The following is a 21,540-nucleotide window of genomic DNA, read 5'->3' on the forward strand; positions in this document are numbered from 1 at the left end:
GGGCCGCCGCATGCAGGTCCCGTCGCTGCTCGGCGCCCCCGGCATCCCGCGCGCCGAGACGCCGAAGCGCCGCTTCCTGTTCGCCGTCCCGCCGCTCGCCGGGCACGTCAACCCGACCGTCGCGGTCGGGACGGAACTCGTCCGGCGCGGCCACACCGTCGCCTGGACCGGCCACCGCCCCACCCTCGAACCGCTGCTGCGCGCCGGCGCGCGGATCTTCTCCGCCGAGGACGACGCGTTCGCCGCCCGGCTCGCCGAGGCCCGCGAGGAGTGGCTGCGGCTGCGCGGCCCCGCCGCCCTGCGGTTCCTGTGGGAGGAGTTCATCGTCCCGCTCGGCCACGCGATGATGCCCGGCGTCCGGACCGCCCTCGACCGGTTCCGGCCGGACGTGGTGGTCAGCGACCAGATCGTGCTCGCCGCGCCCGTCGCCGCCCGGCTCCGCGAGATCCCGTGGGCGACGTCCGCGACGACCTCCGCCGAGTTCACCCGGCCGCTCGCCGGGATGCCGCTGGTCGAGGAGTGGGTCCGCGACCAGATCGGCGACTTCCAGCTCGACCACGGCATCGAGGACCTCTTGGACCTGCGGTTCTCCGACCACCTCGTGCTGATCTTCTCCACCGGCGCGCTCGTCGGCGACACCTCGGTCTTCCCCGACCACTTCGCGTTCGTCGGCCCCGCCCTCGACCGTCCGGCGGGCGCCGCGTTCCCGTGGGAGTGGCTGGACGGGCGGCCCGCCGTCCTGGTGTCGCTCGGCACCCTCAACGGGCCCGCCGGCGAGCGGTTCTACCGGGTCGCCGCCGACGCCGTCCGCGACCTGGACGTCCAGGCCGTCTTCGTCGCGCCGCCCGGGATCGTCGACGGCACGCCGCCCAACGTCCTCGTCCGGCCGCACGTCCCGCAGCTCAGGCTGCTGCAGAAGATGTCCGCGGTCGTGTGCCACGGCGGCCACAACACCGTCTGCGAGAGCCTCGCGCAGGGGCTGCCGCTCGTCGTCGCGCCGATCCGGGACGACCAGCCGGTCATCGCCCGGCAGGTCGAGGCCGCCGGCGCCGGCGTCCAGGTCCGGTTCAGCCGGGTCCGCGCCGCCGAGCTCCGCGACGCGCTCACCACCGTCCTCACCGGGGACGCCCACCGCGCCGCCGCCGAGGCCGTCCGGGACTCCTTCGCCGCCGCCGGCGGCGCCGCCGAGGCCGCCGACCGCCTGGAGAAACTGGCGTGATCGCGGTACCCGCGCTGGTGGCGGCGGGCCTCATCGCGGACGCGATGCGGCTCCGCCGCCGCCTGGCGCGGCTCCGCCGGCTCCCGCAGCCGCGCCGCCCCGCCCCGCTGAGCTGGGAGGGCCCGCGCGAACCCGGCGGCTACGACGTGATCAGCGCCGACGGCGCGGTCATCGCCGCGGGCGTCCGGCGCGCCGCCATCGCCCACGCCCGCGACACCGGCCTGGACGTCCTCGGCCTGGTCCCCGCAGACCTCCCCGTCACCCGCGCCCTCGACATGCTCCGCCACACCCGCGACGCGGGCTTCGCGACCGTCGTCCACACCGAACTCCTCGACGACGCGTACACCGGCGACTACACCACCACCATGGCCCGCCTCCACCACTACGACGCCGACACCGGGCACGTCATCGTCCCCTGCCACCTCACCCCGCGCGCCCCCGCCTACAAGGGACGCGCCGCCTGGCTGCAAGGTCTCGGCGTCTCCCTCGCACAGGCCCTGGTGCCCTCGATCCTCGTCATGGGACTCGTCCTGGCCGCGCTGGCGTCCGATCCGCAATGGGGGCCCATCGCCGTCATCGCCTACTGCGCCGTCCCCTACCTCGTCTTCGCCGGCACCCCGCTCTCCCCCCGCGACCTGCACCGCACGGCGCTGCTGCGGCCCGTCCTCACCCCGTACACCTGGTGGCGGACCCTCGTCGAGGACGCGCCGCCCTGGAACCGCCTCACCTGGCGCGACCCGCGGAAGGACGAGATTTGATCGGCCTCGCAACGTCCCCGGAGATCCGCATGACCGCGTACGTCTTCGAACGCGTCCACGGATCCCCGCCCGCCGCGATCCACCGCGCCCTCATCGGCCTGCCCCTCCTGGACGGCCTGACGATCGCCCTCCCGTGGGGCGCCATCGTCGCCGCGGGGCCGTCCGCCGTCCCGTCCCTCTACTCGGTGAACCACCACACCGACGGCGCCGCGCCGCCCTGCGGACCCGTCCCGCACTGGGCCCGGGAGTCCGTCGCCGTCCTGAACTCCCACGCCGACCCCGCCCCCGGCACCCGCCTGGTGATCAACCGCGAGATCCCCGCCGAGACCGGCCTGCTCACCGGCGCCGAGACCGCCGCCGCCACCTTCCTCGCCCTGCGCGCCCTGCACGGCCCGCCCGCCGGCCCGCACCCCCTCACCGGCCACCCCGCCTACCGGACGGCCCTGCACGCCCGCGCCGCCCACGCCATCCTGACCACGCCCGGCACGCTCGAGCACGTCCCCTTCGATCTGGCCGCCGCGGACCTCCGCATCGTGATCATCGACCTCGGCATCCGGCACTCGTCGACCCTGCCGACCCCGGCCGGCGCCGCCGCCCGCGCCGCCGCCGCGCTCCGCACCTCGGGGCCGTCCGCCCTCGGCCCCCTCCTCACCGACGCCCACACCTTCGGCGACCCGCTGCCCGACCGCGCCCTGCGCACCGCCCTCGACGCCGGCGCCCTCGGCGGCCGCAAGATCGGCGCCTGCGTCGTCGCCCTGGCCCCCGCCGCGTCCGTCCCGAAGCTCCGCCAGGCCCTCACCGCCGACCTGACCCCCGCCCTCCCGCGCCCACCCCGCCTCCTAACAGCCCTCCCCACCCCCGCCTGAACCCGTCATCCGTAACGCGGATCGTCCAGTTCGGGCCGGTGCCCCAGCAACCCGGCCTCTTTCGCCTCCCGCAACGCCTTCCGCGCCGCCGCCTCCTCGGCCGCGGAATAGACCCCGGCGACCTGATACATCGTCTCCCGCGTCTCGATCAACGAATTCTGCGACGCCTGCAGCATCCCGGTCGCCTCTTCCTTCATCCGCGAGTAGGCCCTCTCGGCCACCTTGCCGTACTTGCTCAACGCCCCAGGGGCGAGCCATGCCCCGTCGACGCTGACCGATGCGTCGATCCACATGTTCACCGCTTCATTGATCGTGTCCCCCGCCTCGATCAGGTACTTCTTTCCCTTGACGCTGTATCCGCCCATCGATTCTCCTTGCTGTGGTGTACGGAGGTGGTTAAGAAGATCATTGACCGGCATCTCGCGAGTCGGTAGCGCCCGAGAGAATCAGGCTTTCTCGTCCGAGCTCCGTGTCAGGAGTGGAGATGCAACAGCATCTCCTTTGCGAGTGATTGTGCGGTGCCCTCCATACGCTGGTCTTTGAGGTCCGGTGAACTCGAGGCGGTGTAGTCGGCCTTGATGACCGTGTATCCCCGTCTTGCGATCACACTTATGGATTCGCGTCCCTTCTGCCAGCACGCCTCGTCGGCTGAAGTGGTCAGCTTGTAGCAGACTTCCTTGTTCTGGAACTTGCGGTAGGTCGACTTCGCGCTTTCGTACTTCTCTTCCCGAGGGGGATGCGCTGTCACTGTAACGGCCGAAACATTGAGGAGCCCGTTCAGCTTTGAGAGTTCCGTCGACAGTGGTGCCTGCCAACTGCAGGCACTGGCATCAGGTGTTCTCTTTGTTCGCGTCTTGGTGTAATTCCCTACCAGCTTGCTCGCAAGGGAATCATTGATCAGTGTGCACGCGTCGGGGGCGACCGCCCCGGTCCTGGCGAGACGTTGGTGATTTGCGGGTCCGCTCGAGCAGCCTCCGGCAAGTAACCCACTGAGGACCAGGGCGGCGACCGATCCATGCGTGGCCGCCCTTGAAGGGTTCCAGAGGCGTATCCATGCCGCAGGCGGTCTATTAGCCATAAACCCATTTGCCTTTGTCGGAGGCGATCGAAGGCATCTTGCGTGGCGCGTGAAGCTGAAGTATCTGTCCGTGCAGCGACTCCATCAACCCCGCGTCCTTGTTGCATATGTACGTTACATTTCTCTTTCTGGTGTTAACGTTCTTGATCCAGAGGGCGAGGATGCTGTGGAGCGCACTCCAGGCGGCACTGTTCGCGTCACCCTTCTGCGTCTCCAGATCTTTATGGTAGGCGATGGCTTTGTCGAGGGTGTCCATGAAGTCCTTCATGCCGTCGTTGTATTGGTCGACGACTTGGTTGTGCAGATTCACCAGGGCGTCCCCGACGGCCTGAAGGACCTTGGCGTTGTTGTCCGCAGCGGATATCGCGATCGAGTCCATGTACTGCTGGTAGGCGGTGAAGGCCCGGCCGCTCCAGTATCCGCCGAGTTGAATATAGGATGTCTTCATGGGGTCGATGGAGTCTCGATAGTGCCCTGAAGCGCGGTACCAACTCTCGGCGGCTCTGCGCACGGCTGCGGGGTCCGGTTTTATCTTCTGCAGATCTTTGTACGCCTTCAAGACCTCCGTCCCGAGCATCACTGAACTGGCGACGTCGATCAGAATGCTCGGAACGGTGGGTCCTTCTTGCGGCTGACCGAGCCCGGGAATCGCCCCGCCCGAGCCGGAACCGGAATCTCCGTTGCCGCCGCGCCGGCCGGGTCTGGGGCGTGGTCTGGGGGCGCTCATGGTGGCCTCTTTTCGGTCAGACGCGGTTGCGGCGGATGATGCGGGCGGCTTCCTGCTTGTAGTGGTCGCCTGCCTCGGTGCGGGCTGCGGCGAGGGCTTCGAGGATCCGGTTGCCCAAGGCGTTGCGGTCGGACGTCATCAGGGCATCGCGCTCGAGCGAGACATGGAGAAGGCGGCCATCGCCGTCCACCTCGATCGTGCCGAGACCTGGGCGGATCTTCTGTGTGATCCGTATATGTCGCTGCTCATTGCCCAGATTGGACAGTTGGTTCACGTAGTCGGTCACCGCACGCTCCGTTTCGAGCATGCGCCGTTCCGCTTCGGCGAGTTCAGCGAGTCGCTGATCGGCATGGGCTCGCGTTCTGGGGTCCCGAGTGGGTTTCAACGGTGCATGCTCCACAGGGTGGGTCGGCTACTCATCGCCGAACATCCGGTTGTACAGCTGTTCTTCCAGTGCGGCGGAGCGGTCTTCGGCCTCGTTGATGGCATCGACGATCGCCGCTTCGATGAGGTGGAGGCGCGACGCGCCCAGGCGATGCGAGTCGATTCCGAGGTCGAGGAGTTCGCCGCGTCCGTCGATCTCGACGGTGACCGCGCCATCGGCTTTTATGGCGGTTATTCGAGCGCGGGACAGTTGGGCTGACAGTTCCTGGAGTTCGAGAGGTAGAGGCATTGACTCATCTCATGGTTGGGGGGACCAGGAGTTGTCAGGGGAGTGTAGTGGCATGCAAGGGCCGTGCATAGACGTTTGCAGGCGCTGGCCGCTTTCTCGCGCTTGATGGAGTCATAATTTGCGGCTGAACTGCGGAAATGGCTGCTTTTGGGTTGGGTGGGTGGCTCGAGTGCGCCATCGGTGCAGCCGCCTTGAGGGGACCGGGGCCGCGCCGGGACGTTGGTGGGGTGACGCCGCGTTTGGGGGCGGCGGGGCAAGTAAGGGGTGTAGGGGGGTGCGGGGCCTACTCTTGGGGTGTGGGAGAGCGTTTGCGGTATGCGGATTACGTGGGGAACATGGCCCGGCTCGCGGTCGAGATCGCCAACGGCGACGCGCCGGGGGAGGAGCGCGGCGAGATGCTGCGCCGGCACCGGGTCGCCGAGCCGGATGCCGAGCCGGATGCCGAGGCGCTCGCCGCGCTGGTGCCCGCGCTGCGCGCCGCGGTGGAGGCCGCGGCGCAAGGGGGGCCGCTCGAACCCGTCAACGTCCTGCTGGAGCGGTACCCGCCCGTGATCCGCGTCGACGGCCACGACGGTCCGGGCACCGCGCACATGCATTTCGCGCCGAACGGGGAGGACCCCGTCACGTGGCTCGGGCGCAACTGCGCCGCGGCGCTGGCGCACGTCCTCTGCGGCGATCCCGCGGTGACCCTCGGACGCTGCCAGGCCGTCGGCTGCGGGCGCTTCTACGTCGACGACTCCCGCAACCGGACCCGGCGGTTCTGCTCCAACGCGTGCGCCAGCCGGACCACCGTCGCCGCCTACCGCGCCCGCCGCAAGGCCGCAGGCTGAGCGGGGTGGCGAGGCGTCAGAGCTTCGGGGTGAAGGGGCGGCGGTGGACGGGGTCGTCGGGTTCGGCCTGGGCGCGCAGGGCCGTCTCGACCAGCTCGATGGCCTGCAGGAGCGAGACGAGCCGGGCGCCCTCGCGGCGGTAGGCCTCCAGGACGGACTCGACGCCGTGCGGCGGGACGAGGGGCGAGAGGTCGACGCGGGCGGTGCGGAAGCCCTCGCGGGCGGCCTCGACGGACGCGTCGACGTGGTGGCGGGCCATCCGGGCCAGCGCGATCGGGTAGCGGCGCAGGACGCCGTAGCGGCGGTACTCGGGCGGGACGAGCTCCAGCAGCCAGCTCATCGCCGTGTCCTCGAAGCGGTCGGTGCCCGGTGGGTGCACCTGCGAGGGCCAGCCGGGCGGGACGTAGGTGCTCACGGATCCACGATAACCCGGAATTCGAACCTATGTTCGACCCAAACCGGACATGTCACTCGGTGGCGGGCGGCGGGGCGAGCGGGCCGTTGCGGCGGATCCGGATCTTGCCGGAGTCCAGGTCGTCGCGGGCGGAGCCGTCGCCGGCCTGCTCGTGGTCGTCCTGGCGCAGCACCTTCTGGCGCTGCTGCTCCTCCTGCTTGACCTTCTTGGACCCCTCGAACGCCGAGGCGAGGTCCTCGAACATGCCGCCGCCGAACCCGGCGCCGGTCTCGCCGTCGCCGCGGATGGCGCCCATCAGCGTCGACCGGCCGGTGCCCTCCGTGGGCCAGTCGACGGGCTCGTGGCCCTCCTGCTCGGGACGGGTGCCCATCGGGCGTCCCTTGACGCGCTTGCGGCGGCGAAACGGTGACTTCACACAGACTCCAACGCGACGAGCCTCCAGATTGATCCCGCTGGGCGTTCAGCCTCCGAACGTCCACCGGGTGGGAGAACCGGTGAAATCTCCCTGACGCAGCCCGAACGCCTTCTGTGGCCGCACCGCGACGGTCGCGTTCACCTCCGGGTCCAGGAAGTCGACACGATAGCGGGTCGCGTACTTGGAGTTGACCAGGTCGATGAAGCGCTGCAGGTCCCGCGGCTCGGTGACGACCTCCGCGCGGCCCTCCAGGACGACCGGGTTCTCGGCCTCCTCGGTGGCCACCACGACCTGCGGATTCGCCCGCAGGTTCACCATCTTGCGGGACGGCACGCTGCTGCTGAACATCAGCGCCTCGCCCGACCAGGCGCCCCACACCGGCATCGCGTGCGGCCGCCCGTCCGGCCGGACGGTGCACAGCCAGAAGTTGCGGGCGGCGCGCAGCCGCTCCACGGCCCACGACCACGGGAGCAGGCCGCTCCCCTCCGCGGGCCCCCGGATCCCGTAACCGGGCATGTGCGGACGGTCTGCGGCGGGGTCCGGCCCCGGGACGAACCCGGAGCGGGGCTCCGATGCCAGGGCGAAACCGGACGCTGGCTCCGGTGCCGAGGCGAACCCGGAAGCCGACATGGCGCTCTCCTTTCTGCGGACGTTCCCCGCCCCATCGTTTCAGACCGCGGAGTCTCCCGGTGACGCTCGGTGGCTCGTTGGGAGCGGCTCGGCGCGGTAGCCTGCGGGACGTGCGCCTATCCCATGTCATCGCGGCTCTCGAAGAGCTCTACCCGCCGTCGTGGGCGGAGTCCTGGGACGCCGTCGGCCTGGTCGTCGGCGACCCCGACCAGGAGGTCGGGCGGGTGCTGCTGGCGGTCGACCCGGTCGCCGCGGTGATCGACGAGGCGCTGGAGTGGGGCGCCGACCTGGTGGTCACGCACCATCCGCTGCTGCTGCGCGGGGTGCACTCGGTGGCCGCGACGACGCCGAAGGGCCGGCTGATCCACCGGATGATCGCGAACGGGGTGGCGCTGCACACCGCGCACACCAACGCCGACGTCGCCGATCCGGGGGTCTCGGACGCGCTGGCCCGGGCCGTGGGACTCACCGGGGAACTGCGCCCGATCGTCCCGTCCGCCGACGACCCGCGCCGCGGTCTCGGCCGCATCGGGGAGATGGACGGGCCGGTGACGCTGCGGGAGTTCGCCCGGCGGGCCGCCGCCGGGCTGCCGTCCACCGCGTGGGGGCTGCGGGCCGTGGGCGACCCGGACCGCGAGGTCCGTACCGTCGCGGTCTGCGGCGGCGCCGGCGACTCCCTCCTCGACACCGTCCGCGCGGCGGGCGTCGACGTCTACCTCACCGCCGACCTGCGGCACCATCCGGCGTCGGAGTTCGCCGAGCACGGCGGCCCCGCGCTGGTGGACGCCGCGCACTGGGCGACGGAATGGCCCTGGCTGGCCGACGCCGCCCGGCGGCTCGCCGCCGCCGCACCCGAAGCGGGCAAGTTGGAGACACGGGTGTCCACGATCGTCACCGACGCGTGGAGCCTTCACGAAGAAGGAGAACAGTGAAAGCCGCACCGCACGCCCAGCTTCGCCTGATCGACCTGCAGGACCTGGACAGCTCGATGGACCGGCTGGCGCACCGCCGCCGGACGCTGCCGGAGCTGGCGGAGATCGACCGGCTGGAGGGCCGGCTCGCCGAACTGCGCGACGCGATCGTCGCGGCCGAGACCGAGTCCGGCGACCTCGCGCGGGAGCAGAAGAAGGCCGAGCAGGACGTCGACCAGGTCCGCAGCCGCGCCGAACGCGACCAGAAGCGGCTCGACTCCGGCCAGGTCACCTCCGCCAAGGACCTCAGCGGCCTGCAGGCGGAGATCGAGTCGCTGCACCGCCGGCAGTCCGACCTCGAGGAGGTCGTGCTGGAGATCATGGAGCGGACCGAGGAGGCCGACGGCCGCGTCGCCGCGCTGCGCGCCGACCAGACCGCCGCGCAGGAGGAGCTCGCCGCGGTCGTCGCGCGCCGGGACGCCTCGCTGAAGGAGATCGACGAGGAGAGCGGCACGACCGGCACCGCCCGCACGGCCGTCGCCAAGGACGTCCCGGACGACCTGCTCGGCCTCTACGAGAAGCTGCGCGGCCAGTTCGGCGGCGTCGGCGCGGCGAAGCTGTTCCGCGGCGCCTGCCAGGGCTGCCACCTGGCGCTCAACACCGTCGACCTGAACCGGATCCGGGCCGCGGCGCAGGACGAGGTGCTGCGCTGCGAGGAGTGCCGGCGCATCCTCGTCCGCACCGAAGAGTCGGGCCTGTGAAGCTGGTCGTCGAGGCGGACGGCGGGTCCCGGGGCAACCCGGGCCCGGCCGGGTACGGCGCCCTCGTCCGCGACGCGCTGACCGGCGAGGTGCTGGCGGAGGTCGCCGAGTCGATCGGCATGGCCACCAACAACGTCGCCGAGTACCGGGGGCTGATCGCCGGGCTGACGGCCGCCGCGGGGATCGACCCGTCCGCGCGGGTCGAGGTCCGGATGGACTCCAAGCTCGTCGTGGAGCAGATGTCCGGCCGCTGGAAGATCAAGCACCCGGACATGATCCCTCTCGCGCTGCGCGCGCGCGAGGTCGCCGAGGGCCTCGGGTCCGTCTCCTACGGGTGGATCCCGCGCAACCGCAACGCGCACGCCGACCGGCTCGCCAACGAGGCCATGGACGCCGCCGCCCGCGGCGAGGAGTGGACCCGCACCGTCGAGGAGCCTCCCCAGGAGGAGGCCCCGGGCCCGCCGCCCGTCTCCTCGACCCCCACCCGCACGGTCCTCCTCCGCCACGGTGAGACGCCCCTCTCCGCCGAGAAGCGCTTCGCCGGGACCAACGACGTCCCCCTCACCGCCGCGGGCCTCGCCCAGGCCCGCGCCGCCGCCCTCGCGCTCAAGGACCGCGGCCTCGAGGCGATCGTCAGCTCGCCCCTGTCCCGCTGCCGCGACACCGCCGCCGAGATCGCCGCCGTCACCGGCCTGGACGTCCGCGTCGAGGACGGCTTCCGCGAGACCGCCTTCGGCGACTGGGAGGGCCTCACCTTCGCCGAGGCCGGCAAGGGCTGGCCCGCCGAGATGAAGGCGTGGCTCGCCGACCCGGAGGCCGCGCCGCCCGGCGGGGAGAGCTTCGCGCAGGTCTCCCGCCGCGTCCGCACCGCGCTGGACAAGCTGAAGGTCCGCAACCGGCAGCAGACGGTCCTGGTCGTCTCGCACGTCACGCCGATCAAGATGCTGGTCAAGGACGCCCTCGGCGCCCCGATGAAGGCGCTGTACCGGATGCACCTGGACGTCGCGTCCCTCACCACGATCGACTGGTACGCCGACGGCCCCGCGAGCCTGCGCTCGTTCAACGACGCTCATCACCTGGAGCACTGACCGACCCGCTACAGTTCTGTGTACGGCGGACGAGCCGGCCGGACGGCCGCGTCGGGGACCTGGTCCCCGTCGAGGAAAGTCCGGGCTCCACGGGGCAGGGTGGTCGGTAACGCCGACCCGGGGTGACCCGCGGGACAGTGCCACAGAAAGCAGACCGCCACCGGTCCGCCGGTGGTAAGGGTGAAACGGTGAGGTAAGAGCTCACCAGCGCCCACGGTGACGTGGGCGGCTCGGTAAACCCCACCCGGAGCAAGGTCAAGAAGGGGCTTCGGCCCCGCGCAGGTGCCTGAGGGCGGCCCGCCCGAGCCTGCGGGTAGACCGCTGGAGGCCGCCGGCAACGGCGGCCCGAGATGGATGGCCGTCACCCGCCGCCCCGCAAGGGACGGCGGGCACAGAACCCGGCTTACAGGCCGACTCGTCCGCCGCCCCGCCTGCCCGGCGGGGCGGTGTCTTGTTCCGCGGCCGCTCGTGGCGATCTGCTGATACGGGTCGAGCCGATCCTGCCGTCCGAGGCTTGGTGAAATCGTGGCCCGGCTGAATTCGCGAGAATCTGTGCGGCTAATGGGGACGGGCGGGTATTTCGTGAAAGGTGCGGCGGTAGGCGCCCGGGGTGGTGGCGAGGGCGTTGAGGAAACGGCGGCGGAGGTTGGTGGCCGACGAGAGGCCGACGCGGCGGGCAATGGTGTCCAAGGGGAGGTCTGAGGATTCCAGGAGGTCTTGAGCCGCGGCGATTCGTTGGGACAGCAGCCATTGGCCGGGGCTGGTGCCGAGCTGGTCGGTGAAGCGGCGCGTGAGGGTCCGGGGCGAGACGCCCGCGTGGGCGGCCATGGTTTCGAGGGACATGGGTTCGTCGAGCCGGGCGGTGACCCATTCGAGGAGCGGTGCGAGGGTGTCGTCGATGTGGGCGGGCCGGGGCGGGGTGTACTGCAACTGGCCGCCCTCGCGGTGGGGCGGCATGACCATGGTGCGGGCGACGTGCGCGGCGTAGCGGGCGCCCTGGTCGGTGCGGAGCAGGTGCATGCACAGATCGAAGCCGGCTCCGGCTCCGGCGCTGGTGGCGACGTCGCCGTGGTCCACGTAGAGGACGTCCGGGTCCAGTTGGACGCGCGGGAAGCGCTCGGCGAACTCGCCGGCCTGCGCCCAGTGGGTGGTGGCCCGTCGGCCGTCGAGGAGGCCGGCGTGCGCCAGCGCGAAGGCGCCCGAGCAGATGCTGACCACCCGGGCCCCTCGGGCGTGCGCGCGGCGCAGGGCTTCGACGACGGCGGAGGAGGGCGGCTCGCCGGTCGGCAGCCAGCCCGGGACGATCACGGTCTGGGCCTGGTCGAGCGCGTCGAGGCCGTCGGCGACGAGCATGTCGTAGCCGGCGAGGGTGGCGACCGGGCCGGGGCGTTCGGTGCACACGCCGAAGGAGTACCTGGCCGGGAGCCCCTGCCGCTCGATCCCGAACACCTGGGCCGCGCAGCCGAGCTCGAAGGTCGACTGCGGCGGGCGGACGAGTGCGACCACGCGATGCATGGCGTGAAAGTACCGCATGATGTCTTTCCAGACACTCGGCGGGCGGTGGCGCGTTCGCCAGGGTGGTGCCATGACGACAGAGCTGGGATACGCGTGGTCCTCCGTCCAGGACGCCCCTGTCCGCGACCTGTTTCCGGGGATTCGGCTGCGGCCGTTGTGGCGCGGGGACGGCGGCGCGAAGGCGTTCGTGTTGGAGATGGACGCGAACACGTGCTGGGAGGGCATCGACGTCCACGAGCCGGGGCCGGAGGAGGTCTTCGTGGTGTCGGGCGTCTTCAACGACGGCGACCGCGACTACCCGGCGGGCTCGTTCATCCACGCCCCGGCCGGCTCGTCCCACGTTCCGCAGTCGAAGTCGGGCTGCACCCTTTTCCTCTTCTACCCGGAAGGCTAGCCCGCCTTTAATCGGATGCGCCCGGAGTGCGGCGATGCCACACTGCCGCGGTGGCCGCCGACCTTGATGAATACGATTACCTGCGCCGCCTCGAACTCCTCGCACGGGAGTTGGTAAATTCTGCGCACCGCGAGGGATGGCTCGACTCCGAGCCCGGTACTGAGGGCGTGACACCGCTGCGACGCACGGTGGACGAGATCGCTCGGACGAAGCCTTCACGCTCGTGACGACGTGCCTCGCCGCGGTCGAAGGTGTGCTGGCCGATTGGGCGCGCGGTATCTGCTCCTACCCTGCCGGCCCTGATCGCGCCCAACTCGCCGCGGTTGCACGCGGATGGATCGGGCCGATCATCGTCTCGCCCGATCACGCCCGCGATCTGGGGTTCGGCGGCGGTGACGGGGGGCGCGGGGAAGGGCCTACGCTCGCGAGGGTGCGACTTGATCTGGTCACGATCGTTGTGGACGACTATGACCGCGCCATCCGGTACTTCACCGAGGCGCTGGGGTTCGAGCTTGTCGAGGACTCGCCTTCGCTGACCAACGACGGGCGTCCCAAGCGCTGGGTGGTCGTCCGGCCGCCGGGGGCGCAGACCGGCATTCTGCTCGCCCAAGCGGACGGTGAGCGGCAGGCCGCCGCCGTGGGGGAGCAGGTGGCCGGGCGTGTCGGGTTCTTCCTGCGTGTGGACGACTTCGACGCCGCTCACGAGCGCATGACGGCCGCCGGGGTCGAGTTCGTCACCGCGCCCCGTACCGAGCCCTACGGGCGGGTCGCCGTGTTCCTCGACGTCTCCGGCAACCGCTGGGACCTGCTCGGCCCGGCCGGCTGAACGTCCGGCCGCGTCCGGAGGCGGGGCGAGCGCGGCGCGTCGAGATGCGGCGTGCCGTCCCTACCCGGGTAAGGACGACACGCCGCGGGTGAACGCCGAGCGGGCGGGTTCAGTAGCCGCCCGGGGCGCCGGAGCCGGTCGGGCTGCCCGTCGGGGCGCCGGTCGGGCTCTCCGGCGGGCTGCCGGTCGGGCTGCCCGTGGGGCTCTCGGTGGGACTGCCGGTCGGGCTCCCCGTGGGGCTCCCGGTCGGGCTGCCGGTCTGGGTGGGGCTCGCGGGCGGGACGACCCCGCCGGTGCCCGAGGACACGGTGATCTGGGTCTTCAGGCCCATGGAGCGGTCGTTGTCGGTCGGGGACCAGAGCTTGTACGTGCCGGGTTGCAGCGTGACGTGCAGCTTGGCCTCGGTCCCGGGCGAGATGCCCGGGGTCGTCTTCGGAGTGGTGATGCCGGGGCCGGAGATGGCGAGGGCGTGCTCCTTCTTGCCCTCGTTCTTCGCGATGAAGACGTAGGGGCCCGCCTTGAAGGTCTGCTTGGACAGCTTCAGCGAGCTGTCCTTCTCGGTGACCGTGACGGTCGCGGCCTTCGGCGGGACGGCGCCGCCGCCCGGGCCGGTCGGGCTGCCGGTGCCGGGGCTGGTCGGGCTCTCGGTGCCCGGACTGGTCGGGCTCTCGGTCCCGGGGCTCGTCGGGCTCTCGCTTCCGGGGCTGGTCGGGCTCTCGGTGCCCGGGCTCGCCGGGCTTTCGGTCCCCGGGCTGCCGGTGGGGCTCGTGGGCGCCGAGTCGCCCGGGCTCGGGGCCGTGGTCGCGTTGGCGGCGGTGACCGGGAGCAGGGCGCCGGCGGTCAGGACGACGGCCCCCGCGGCGGTCGAAATGGTGGATTTGTTCATAATTGCCGGGCTCCCCGACGCGCCTCCGCCGAAACCGAGCGGGTGTTGCCGAAAGCCCAGGTCAACGCCCGTTCCGGCGGAGGTCGATCGGTGCGGGCGGCCGGGCGATGAGATGTGCACGGAACCTCGCACCCGCCCCGAGTGGCGTGGATCTCGGTGGCTTCGGGTCACACGACACAAACGACCTGAAAGAGCGCGCCTAACGTCTCTGGTAGAGCTGATCGCCGGGTCGGCGGTGGCGGCGGGGCACGGTGGCTGCCCCGTGGAGAGGAGCGCTGATGTTCATCATCATCGTGTTCGTGGCCCTCGTTCTCGCCGGGGCGCTGGGGGCCCTGGTCTACCTCGCGGTCTTCGCGCGGGCCAGCCGGAGCGACACGCTTTTCACGCCCCCCGACGGCCGCGGCGCGCGCTCGGCGCGACGGGTGACCGGCGTGTACGTCCGCGACTACCGGCAGGAGGGCGCCATGCGCGACCGCGGCTACGCGCAGCGGACCGGCCGCGCGCTCGACGCCGGCCGGCCGGAGGAGGACGACGGCCGGATGCGCGGCGAGCTGGTCGGACGGTGAGAACGCGGTCTCCGGGGCCACGGCCCCGGAGACCGCCGAGGTCAGGACCGGCCGCCGGTGTCCCGGTAGGCCGACTCCGGGACGTGGTTCGGGATCGTGGCGAACTTCCCCGCGGCACGATCGAGGACCTTGACCGTCGCGGACTTCAGGTCGAAGTAGAGCCCGACGAGCTCCAGCTCGCCGGCGTCGGCGCGCTCCCGGAGCCACGGGTAGGTGAGCAGGTGGTCGAGCTGCTGCATCACGTTGACCTGGCTGAGCCGGGCCAGCGGGTCGTCGCCGTGGCCGTCCTCGGCGCGGAAGCGCTCCAGGGTCGGCCCGCCGAGCTCGAGCCAGCGCGACAGGCCCTCCAGGTGCGCGACCTCCTTGCCGCCCGCCATGACCGCGGCCATCGCGCCGCAGTTGGAGTGGCCGCAGACCGCGATCGTGCGGATGTCGAGCACGTTGGTCGCGTACTCCACCGTCGCCATGACCGAGTCGTCCGGGAGGGCCGAGCCGTGCGGCGGGACGAAGTTGCCGACGTTCCTGTTGATGAACAGATCGCCGGGGCCGCTGGCCGTGATGATGTTGGGCACGACGCGCGAGTCCACGCAGGTGATGAACAGGAGCTCCGGCTTCTGCTCCATCGCCAGCTCGGCCATGATCGGCCGGACCAGACCGGCGGTGCTGTCGTGGTACTCGCGGACGCCGTCCAGCAGGACGGAGGTGGGGGACGGCGGCTCGGCGGCGCTCGCGGAGCGTCGCTGCCGATTCGCCCATGGAGCCCACCAGCGCGCTGTGGGGGACGACTTACGCGGCGAAGACATTTCACCTGTCACCCCTCTTTCATACCAACCCTCGTGAACCTCGTCGATGTCGACCCTCCCTCCACGGCGCTCGTGCGCCAGCCGCCAGTCGTGGACGGCGTCGAAGGCGGCATGGTCCATGAAGTCCACGTTCAGGTCCAGGTCGACGCCCGCCCCCGCCGGGACGGCCCGCAGCGCGCGCGTCACCTTCGGCACCCCGAGGAAGGTGAGCGACCCCTCGACGACCACGTGCCAGCGTTGCGGCCCGGGCGCGTCGCCCGGCGCGGGGACGAGCCGCTCGGTCCGGACGGTCAGCCGGGTCAGCCGCCGCAGCGCCAGCACCGCGGTGACGGCGATGCCGAGCAGCACGCCCTCGCCGAGGCCGAGGACGACCACGCCGCCGAACGCGGCGAAGTAGGCGGGCGCCTCGCGGTGGCGGCGCAGGTCGGCGACGCGGGCGGGGTCCACCAGCCGTACCCCGAGCACCACCAGCAGCGCTGACAGCGCCGACAGCGGGACGCGCTCGATGACCGGTCCGCAGCACACCGCGAGCGCCAGCACCCACACCCCGTGCAGCACGGCGGACAGCCGCGTCCGGGCGCCCGCCTCCAGATTGGCGGTGCTCCGCACGATCACGCCGGCGACCGGGAGGCCGCCGAGCAGCCCGGACACCGCGTTCGCCGCGCCCTGCGCGGTCAGCTCGCGGTCGAGGTCGGTGGGCGCGACCCCGGCGGGCCGGACGCGGTCCACCGCCACGCTGCACAGCAGCGACGCGACGGCCGCGACCACCGCGAGCGAGACGACGGCGCCCGCGACGCCGTAGGGCGACCCGTCCGGCAGTTCAGGGGCGCCCCAGCCGTGCAGGAGGGTCTCGGGAAGGTCCACCCGGTCGGCCTTCCAGCCGAGCGCCCACGCGGCGATGGTGGCGACGGTGATGGCGGGCAGCGGGCCCGGGATCAGGCGCAGCCGGCCGCCGCGCGGCAGCCGCGACCAGCCCAGCAGCACCAGCACCGTCACCGCGCCGACCAGGGCCGAGTGCGGTGCCGGATGCAGGATCTGGGCGGGCAGTTCCCGCAGGTTCGCCACGGCGGACTCCTGCGGGCCGCCGCCCAGCACGACGTGCAGCTGGGCCAGCACGATCACCGCGCCGACGCCGGCGAGCATGCCGTGCACGACGGCGGGCGACACCGCCAGCACCAGGCGCGCCACGCGGCTCAGGCCGAGCGCCACCTGCAGCAGCCCGGCGAGCAGGGTGATCGTGCAGGTGGCGCGCCAGCCGTAGGTGGCGACGAGGTCGGCGACCAGCACGGTCAGTCCCGCCGCGGGGCCGCTGACCTGCAGCGGCGATCCGCCGGCGAGCCCGGCGACGACACCGCCGGCCACGGCGGCGACGAGCCCGGCGGCGACCGGCGCGCCCGAGGCGACGGCGATGCCCAGCGACAGCGGGACCGCGACCAGGAACACGACGAAGGACGCGAGCACGTCCCGCCGCACTGCGGATACGTTGAGTGGCTTCGAAGTCACTTAACGTATCCAACCAGGATTCCCTGGAATCGCGCCCGGGACGCGCTGCCCGCCCCGCTCGGAGAAACGAGCGAGGACCGCCGGAAAACCGGCGGTCCTCGTCGCGGTGCTGCGTGAGCGGTGCGTCAGCGGCGGTAGTTCTCCCAGTCGTCGGGCTGCTGCCGCGACGCGTACGGGTTGGTGTCGGACGGCTGCCCGCCCTGCTGGTAGCCGCCCTGCTGCGACGAGCCGGGGTAGTTCGACCCGTACGCCTGGGTGGCGCCCGGGTCGTGCGGCGCGGCCAGCGGGTCGCCGCCGTTGTAGCTGCTGCCGCTGAAGTCGCCGTAGGCGCCGGTGCCGCCGCCCTGCTGCCCGCCGGAGCCGTACTGGTCCCGGGACCCGCCGCTCAGCGGGTCGTCGTAGCGGGGCGACTCGCCGTAGGCCGGGGCCGTCGGATACCCGTCGGTGTGCGAGCCCTGCCCGTACCCGGGGCCGGACCCCGCGCCGGACTGGCCGTACCCGCCGTCGAACCCGCCCGGGCCGGACGCGCCCGGCGCGCCGCCGGAGGCCGGCGGCGGCCACGGCCCGGTGCCCGAGCCGCCGCCCGCCGGGGCTCCCGCACCGGACCCGGTGCCGAACGAGCCGGTGCCGAGCGGGTCGCCCAGCGGGTCGTTCAGCGACCCGTACGAGCCGCCGGAGTCGCCGGACGGGCCCGACGAGCGCTGCCGGTCGGTCTGGATGCGCTGGAGCAGCTCGTCCACGGTCGGCAGCTTGTGGTTGTCGGTGTCGGAGCCCGAGCCGCCGCCGGGCGCCGGACCGCCGAGGCCGCCGTGCGCCGCCGGGGCGGCCGGAGCCTGGGGAGCGGGCGGCGCGGGCGGCATCGCCTCGGCCGGGCCGGGCAGCCCGCCGGTGGTCTCGCCGAATCCGCGCGCGGGCTCCTCGGGACGGCCGAGCGGCAGCCCCAGCGGGTCGGACGCGGGCGGCGCCGGCGGCTGCTGCGGCGCGGACGAGCCGAGCGGCAGGTCGTAGGCGTCCGGGCGTCCGCCGGCCGGGCCGCCGGGCTGGCGGGAGCCGAGCGGGTCGCCCCCGAAGTCGCCGTAGGACGGCTCGTGCGGCGACCCGTACTGCGGCTGCTCGGGGACGCCGTACTGCGGCTGGTCGCCGTAGCCCTGGTCCTGCGCGCCGTAGTGCGGCTGGTCGGCGTGCCCGCCGAACTGGTCGGCCCCGCCGTAGGACGGGTCGTACTGGTCGGCCGCCCCGTACGCCGGCTGCGGCTCCTGGCCGCCGTACACCTGCTGGTCGGGCGCGCCGTAGGGCGACTGCGGGCCGGTGCCGAGCGGGCCGCCGAGCGCGCCGAGGTCCGTCGGGATCGGGTCGTGCGAGGTGGAGCCGGGGTCGGCGGCGAACGGCTGGCCGCCCTGGTAGCCGCCGGGGACCTGCTGCGGGCCGGTTCCGGACGGGGCGCCCAGCCCGTTGAGGACGGTCCCGTCGGCGCCCAGCGAGACCGGCTGGGTGAGGCCGGGCTGCTCCACGGGCGGCGGCTCGGGCGGCTGGACGTGCTGGGTCGCCTGCGCGGCGCCCTGCTGGGGAGCGTGCTGGGCGTTCAGCGGGTCGGCCGCCGGGTCCGGCTCGGCGCCCGGCTCCTGGCCGTGCTGCCAGGGGAACTTGGGCTTGTCGAACGTGATGGTGGCCCAGTAGTCGTCGTCCTCCATCTCGTCCGACGCCGGGCCGCCGGGAGCGGGCGGCGGCGGGGACGCGGGAGCGGCGGCGGGCGCGGCGAGCGGACCGCCGGCGACGCGGCGGTCGTAGCCGGGGTCGGGGGCGGCGTTGCCGTAGCCCTGGTCGCCGGCGTAGCCCTGGTCGTACCCGGGGCCGTAGCCGTCGTCCTGGCCGCCCATGTCGTCGGGCTGCGGCGGCGGCGCGCCGCGGCGGCCGCGCGGCTGCTGCTGCTGCGGCTCGTCGTCCATCCAGTCGTCGTCGTCGCGGCCCGCCCTGCTGGCCCGCAGCCCGAGCGCCACGAGGACGACCACCAGGACCACGACCACAATGAGGCCGAAGACCACGATGTAAGAAGTCATGCCACCACCCAATGCCTTGGCCCGGCGAGAGTCGTCGGCGCGGTCCGCGGGTCGGGCCCGTTCGTCGCCGGCGGTCGGTCGTCCTCGGAGCTAGTCCGATTCTGTCCGACCGCTATGACCGTTGTCACACCCTTCGCGCACATTCACCCTCACCCGACGCGTACCGGCCGGCCCGTCCGGGCCACCCGCACACCCCTGTTGGCTCCAGCCCCCCGGAGGGGTCCGCGCCGACCCCGGCGCCCGGAGGCTCCACGGTCAACGCGCCTGATTGCCGCCGAAGTTCCCGGTGATCCGGCCTCGGCCCACCGTGTGCTCGGCGATGGCGCCGAGCGAGTCCCGGAGCTTGGCGCCTTGGCGGAACGGTGCCGGACTGTCCAGAGCGTAGATGGTGAACCGGTACCGATGCCGCTCTCCCTTGGGCGGGCACGGGGGCGCGTATCCCGCCTTCTTGCCTGTGGTGAGCCCCTCGACGGCGCCCTGGATCTCGGCGCCCTCGACGAGCTCGTTGGTCGTGCCGTCGATCCCCGCGATCACCCAGTGCACGTAGGCGCCCTCGGGACCGTCCGGGTCGTCCATCACGATCGCGAACGACCTGGTCCCGGCCGGGGCGGACCAGTGCAGCGGCGGGGTCTTCCCTTCGCCGCCAGGGTACTTCGCGCAGCCGTACCGCGTGGGCAAGTCGCGCCCATCGCGGAAGACCGGGCTGGTCACGGTGAACCACTCCGACAGCTCGGCGCTGTTGTTGCGCGGCTGGCCGATCAGCCCGCAGCCGCCCAGCGCCACGCTGAGCGCGAGGACGCCCGCCGCGGCCGGGATCGGACGCCGGTCTCTGCTCTTCATTCGTTACGCTCCCGGGCGAGATCGTACGCTGCGCGCCGCCGGAGCGCCGTCCTCCGGTCCCGCGGGCATCGCGCCGGTGGCGCCCCCTTCCTCATCCGGCCCAACCTTAGGGGTTCCCGGGGTGTGGAACGGGCCTTTCGGCCGCGCGCGGCCGCCGCGCCCCTCGTCAACGCCGGTGTGAGTTGCGTCATGCGTGTTTTGCCCCGTTCCAGGCGATTTTTTGCGAAGGAGTGGCGAGTTTCACACGCCTGGTAACGCTCCACTTTGCCAGTTCGGGAAGTTTTCGTGTTCTTTCCTGGTTATCGGTTGGTGTCCACCGCGATCCATCAGCTAGTTTGTGAATGTCTTCACAAGCCGACCGTGACATAGGAGGCCGCAATGGCCAGGACCGCCGAGGGGACCCCTGGCGCTCCCCACATCCTCATCGTGGGTGGCGGCTATGTGGGCATGTACACCGCCCTGCGCCTGCAGAAGAAGCTCCGCAAGGAGCTCAAGCGGGGCGAGGTCAAGGTCACCGTTGTTGACCCGAACTCGTACATGACGTACCAGCCGTTCCTCCCCGAGGCCGCCGCCGGGAACATCTCCCCGCGGCACGTCGTCGTCCCGCTCCGCCGGGTGCTGCCCCGCTGCACCGTCCGCAAGGCGCGGGTCACCGAGCTCAACCACGACGAGGGCTGGGCGATCGTCCAGCCGCTGGCCGGGCCGCCGGAGCGGATCTCCTACGACTACCTGGTCATGGCCGCCGGCGCGGTGCCGCGGCTGCTGCCCATCCCCGGCCTCGCCGAGAACGGCATCAGCCTCAAGACCGTCGGCGAGGCGATCCACCTGCGCAACCACGTGCTGGAGCAGCTGGAGATCGCCGAGTCGACCGACGACGTGGACCTGCGCCGCAAGGCGCTGACGTTCGTGTTCGTCGGCGGCGGGTTCGCCGGCGTCGAGGCGATCGCCGAGCTCGAGGACATGACCCGCGACGCCACCAAGTACATGCGCAAGGTCACTCCGCAGGACCTGCGGTTCATGCTCGTCGAGGCCGCCGACCGCATCCTGCCCGAGGTCGGCCCCGACATGGGCAAGTGGACCGCCGAGCAGCTGCGCGGCCGCGGCATCGACGTGAAGATGAAGACCTTCCTGCAGTCCGCCGTGGACGGCCAGATCGAGCTGTCGGACGGCAGCGGCTTCCAGGCCGGCACGCTGGTGTGGAACGCGGGAGTCAAGCCGTCCCCGGTGGTGCGGCACGGCGACCTGCCGGTGGACGAGCGGGGCCGCGTCAAGGGCACCGAGTACCTCACCATCGAGGGCCTGGTCCGGGCGTTCACCGCCGGCGACAACGCCGCGATCCCCGACCTCACCCAGGACGGGATGTTCTGCCCGCCGAACGCCCAGCACGCCGTCCGGCAGTCCAAGGTGCTGGCCGACAACATCGTCCGGTCGCTGCGCGGCAAGTCGCTCAAGCCGTACGTGCACGGCAACGTCGGCGCCGTCGCCGGCCTCGGCCTGCACAAGGGCGTCGCCCAGACCTACGGCTTCAAGGTCAAGGGCTGGCCGGCGTGGTTCATGCACCGCAGCTACCACGGCGCGAAGGTCCCGACCTTCAACCGCAAGCTGCGCGTCCTCGCGGACTGGACGCTCGCGCTGTTCCTCAAGCGCGAGACCGTCTCGCTCGCGACCGTCGAGCAGCCGCGCGCCGACTTCGAGCTCGCGGCCCTGGACGACGCCCGGCCGAAGGCCAAGTCCAGCGAGCCGGCGGCCTGACCCGCCCGTCTCGCCCGGCATCCGGCG

25 protein-coding genes and 1 other RNA gene are annotated in these 21,540 nt (G+C 72.3%); 13 read left to right on the top strand and 13 right to left on the bottom strand.

Translation table 11 applies throughout. The features are described from left to right. Positions 1 to 10: 10 nt before the first annotated feature. From J4709_RS17600 to J4709_RS17610, 3 genes are read left to right on the top strand one after another with little or no spacing between them, the layout of a single operon-like run. Positions 11 to 1,219, top strand: coding sequence for a glycosyltransferase (locus tag J4709_RS17600; RefSeq protein WP_232383627.1), 1,209 nt, complete (start codon positions 11 to 13; stop codon positions 1,217 to 1,219). After that, the gene (locus J4709_RS17605) at positions 1,216 to 1,977 is read left to right on the top strand and encodes a hypothetical protein (protein ID WP_208242018.1); all 762 of its coding nucleotides are present in this window, start codon (positions 1,216 to 1,218) and stop codon (positions 1,975 to 1,977) included. The genes J4709_RS17600 and J4709_RS17605 overlap by 4 nt, the downstream gene beginning before the upstream one ends. Positions 1,978 to 2,006: 29 nt before the next feature. Continuing rightward, a complete protein-coding gene (locus tag J4709_RS17610) occupies positions 2,007 to 2,843 on the top strand; it encodes a hypothetical protein (protein WP_208242020.1) in 837 nt (278 codons plus the stop codon). Positions 2,844 to 2,848: 5 nt separating this feature from the next. Here J4709_RS17610 and J4709_RS17615 read toward each other — a convergent pair whose 3' ends face one another. The 5 genes from J4709_RS17615 to J4709_RS17635 all read right to left on the bottom strand — a co-directional run bounded on the left by J4709_RS17615 (position 2,849) and on the right by J4709_RS17635 (position 5,321). Then, the gene (locus tag J4709_RS17615) at positions 2,849 to 3,208 is read right to left on the bottom strand and encodes a hypothetical protein (RefSeq protein ID WP_208242022.1); all 360 of its coding nucleotides are present in this window, start codon (positions 3,206 to 3,208) and stop codon (positions 2,849 to 2,851) included. Positions 3,209 to 3,315: 107 nt separating this feature from the next. Continuing rightward, entirely contained in the window at positions 3,316 to 3,591 is a 276-nt protein-coding gene (locus J4709_RS17620) for a hypothetical protein (RefSeq protein ID WP_208242023.1), read from the bottom strand. A gap of 322 nt (positions 3,592 to 3,913) precedes the next feature. Next, positions 3,914 to 4,648, bottom strand: coding sequence for a WXG100 family type VII secretion target (locus tag J4709_RS17625; protein ID WP_208242024.1), 735 nt, complete (start codon positions 4,646 to 4,648; stop codon positions 3,914 to 3,916). 16 nt (positions 4,649 to 4,664) lie between these two features. Further along, on the bottom strand, positions 4,665 to 4,934 hold the full coding sequence (locus tag J4709_RS17630; protein WP_208242030.1) for a YbaB/EbfC family nucleoid-associated protein: 270 nt from the start codon (positions 4,932 to 4,934) through the stop codon (positions 4,665 to 4,667). A gap of 126 nt (positions 4,935 to 5,060) precedes the next feature. Continuing rightward, a complete protein-coding gene (locus tag J4709_RS17635) occupies positions 5,061 to 5,321 on the bottom strand; it encodes a YbaB/EbfC family nucleoid-associated protein (RefSeq protein ID WP_208242032.1) in 261 nt (86 codons plus the stop codon). Positions 5,322 to 5,617: 296 nt separating this feature from the next. Between J4709_RS17635 and J4709_RS17640 the strand changes: the two genes are divergently transcribed. Further along, positions 5,618 to 6,151, top strand: a complete 534-nt coding sequence (locus J4709_RS17640; RefSeq protein WP_307801316.1) for a CGNR zinc finger domain-containing protein — start codon at positions 5,618 to 5,620, stop codon at positions 6,149 to 6,151. Positions 6,152 to 6,167: 16 nt separating this feature from the next. On the opposite strand, the gene J4709_RS17645 is transcribed toward J4709_RS17640, so the two are convergent. Genes J4709_RS17645 through J4709_RS17655 form a run of 3 tightly spaced genes read right to left on the bottom strand, consistent with a single transcriptional unit; the run spans position 6,168 to position 7,497 of the window. After that, the gene (locus J4709_RS17645) at positions 6,168 to 6,566 is read right to left on the bottom strand and encodes a hypothetical protein (protein WP_307801317.1); all 399 of its coding nucleotides are present in this window, start codon (positions 6,564 to 6,566) and stop codon (positions 6,168 to 6,170) included. A 52-nt stretch (positions 6,567 to 6,618) separates the two neighbouring features. After that, complete coding sequence (locus tag J4709_RS17650) at positions 6,619 to 6,981, bottom strand: DUF6191 domain-containing protein (RefSeq protein WP_208242034.1); 363 nt, start codon at positions 6,979 to 6,981, stop codon at positions 6,619 to 6,621. A gap of 45 nt (positions 6,982 to 7,026) precedes the next feature. Then, positions 7,027 to 7,497 (bottom strand): pyridoxamine 5'-phosphate oxidase family protein, encoded by a 471-nt coding sequence (locus tag J4709_RS17655; protein ID WP_232383629.1) that lies wholly within the window; start codon positions 7,495 to 7,497, stop codon positions 7,027 to 7,029. Between the two features lie 224 nt (positions 7,498 to 7,721). On the opposite strand from J4709_RS17655, the gene J4709_RS17660 reads away from it, so the two are divergent. The 4 genes from J4709_RS17660 to rnpB all read left to right on the top strand — a co-directional run bounded on the left by J4709_RS17660 (position 7,722) and on the right by rnpB (position 10,793). After that, a complete protein-coding gene (locus tag J4709_RS17660) occupies positions 7,722 to 8,543 on the top strand; it encodes a Nif3-like dinuclear metal center hexameric protein (protein ID WP_208242043.1) in 822 nt (273 codons plus the stop codon). Then, the gene (locus J4709_RS17665) at positions 8,540 to 9,283 is read left to right on the top strand and encodes a zinc ribbon domain-containing protein (RefSeq protein WP_208242045.1); all 744 of its coding nucleotides are present in this window, start codon (positions 8,540 to 8,542) and stop codon (positions 9,281 to 9,283) included. Before J4709_RS17660 ends, J4709_RS17665 begins: the two co-directional genes overlap by 4 nt. Further along, positions 9,280 to 10,371 (top strand): bifunctional RNase H/acid phosphatase, encoded by a 1,092-nt coding sequence (locus J4709_RS17670; protein ID WP_307801318.1) that lies wholly within the window; start codon positions 9,280 to 9,282, stop codon positions 10,369 to 10,371. Before J4709_RS17665 ends, J4709_RS17670 begins: the two co-directional genes overlap by 4 nt. A 30-nt stretch (positions 10,372 to 10,401) precedes the next feature. After that, positions 10,402 to 10,793, top strand: an RNA gene (gene rnpB, locus J4709_RS17675) — RNase P RNA component class A. Positions 10,794 to 10,929: 136 nt separating this feature from the next. On the opposite strand, the gene J4709_RS17680 is transcribed toward rnpB, so the two are convergent. Then, entirely contained in the window at positions 10,930 to 11,886 is a 957-nt protein-coding gene (locus J4709_RS17680; RefSeq protein ID WP_232383630.1) for a GlxA family transcriptional regulator, read from the bottom strand. A gap of 70 nt (positions 11,887 to 11,956) precedes the next feature. On the opposite strand from J4709_RS17680, the gene J4709_RS17685 reads away from it, so the two are divergent. The 3 genes from J4709_RS17685 to J4709_RS17695 all read left to right on the top strand — a co-directional run bounded on the left by J4709_RS17685 (position 11,957) and on the right by J4709_RS17695 (position 13,106). After that, positions 11,957 to 12,280 carry a cupin domain-containing protein gene (locus J4709_RS17685; RefSeq protein ID WP_208242051.1) on the top strand — a complete coding sequence of 108 codons (324 nt, stop codon included), beginning with the start codon at positions 11,957 to 11,959 and terminating at the stop codon, positions 12,278 to 12,280. A 50-nt stretch (positions 12,281 to 12,330) separates the two neighbouring features. Next, complete coding sequence (locus tag J4709_RS17690; protein ID WP_208242052.1) at positions 12,331 to 12,507, top strand: hypothetical protein; 177 nt, start codon at positions 12,331 to 12,333, stop codon at positions 12,505 to 12,507. Between the two features lie 203 nt (positions 12,508 to 12,710). After that, positions 12,711 to 13,106 carry a VOC family protein gene (locus tag J4709_RS17695; RefSeq protein WP_208242054.1) on the top strand — a complete coding sequence of 132 codons (396 nt, stop codon included), beginning with the start codon at positions 12,711 to 12,713 and terminating at the stop codon, positions 13,104 to 13,106. Between the two features lie 109 nt (positions 13,107 to 13,215). Here the strand turns inward: J4709_RS17695 and J4709_RS17700 are convergent, their stop codons facing one another. Next, a complete protein-coding gene (locus tag J4709_RS17700) occupies positions 13,216 to 13,992 on the bottom strand; it encodes a superantigen-like protein SSL4 (protein ID WP_208242055.1) in 777 nt (258 codons plus the stop codon). Between the two features lie 278 nt (positions 13,993 to 14,270). Between J4709_RS17700 and J4709_RS17705 the strand changes: the two genes are divergently transcribed. After that, positions 14,271 to 14,558: a hypothetical protein gene (locus tag J4709_RS17705; RefSeq protein ID WP_208242057.1), complete on the top strand. Its 288-nt coding sequence runs from the start codon at positions 14,271 to 14,273 to the stop codon at positions 14,556 to 14,558. Between the two features lie 41 nt (positions 14,559 to 14,599). On the opposite strand, the gene J4709_RS55610 is transcribed toward J4709_RS17705, so the two are convergent. The 3 genes from J4709_RS55610 to J4709_RS17720 form a co-directional block, all read right to left on the bottom strand. After that, positions 14,600 to 16,834, bottom strand: coding sequence for a SulP family inorganic anion transporter (locus J4709_RS55610; RefSeq protein WP_307801320.1), 2,235 nt, complete (start codon positions 16,832 to 16,834; stop codon positions 14,600 to 14,602). A 155-nt stretch (positions 16,835 to 16,989) separates the two neighbouring features. After that, positions 16,990 to 18,921: a chromosomal replication initiator protein DnaA gene (locus tag J4709_RS17715; RefSeq protein WP_208242061.1), complete on the bottom strand. Its 1,932-nt coding sequence runs from the start codon at positions 18,919 to 18,921 to the stop codon at positions 16,990 to 16,992. A gap of 255 nt (positions 18,922 to 19,176) precedes the next feature. Continuing rightward, complete coding sequence (locus J4709_RS17720; RefSeq protein WP_208242064.1) at positions 19,177 to 19,761, bottom strand: YbhB/YbcL family Raf kinase inhibitor-like protein; 585 nt, start codon at positions 19,759 to 19,761, stop codon at positions 19,177 to 19,179. Positions 19,762 to 20,139: 378 nt separating this feature from the next. Here J4709_RS17720 and J4709_RS17725 point away from each other — a divergent pair, with 378 nt between their 5' ends. Next, positions 20,140 to 21,513: an NAD(P)/FAD-dependent oxidoreductase gene (locus J4709_RS17725; protein WP_208242066.1), complete on the top strand. Its 1,374-nt coding sequence runs from the start codon at positions 20,140 to 20,142 to the stop codon at positions 21,511 to 21,513. Positions 21,514 to 21,540 lie beyond the last annotated feature (27 nt).

The sequence above is a fragment of the Actinomadura violacea genome, from assembly GCF_017573465.1.
GTDB lineage: Bacteria > Actinomycetota > Actinomycetes > Streptosporangiales > Streptosporangiaceae > Spirillospora > Spirillospora violacea.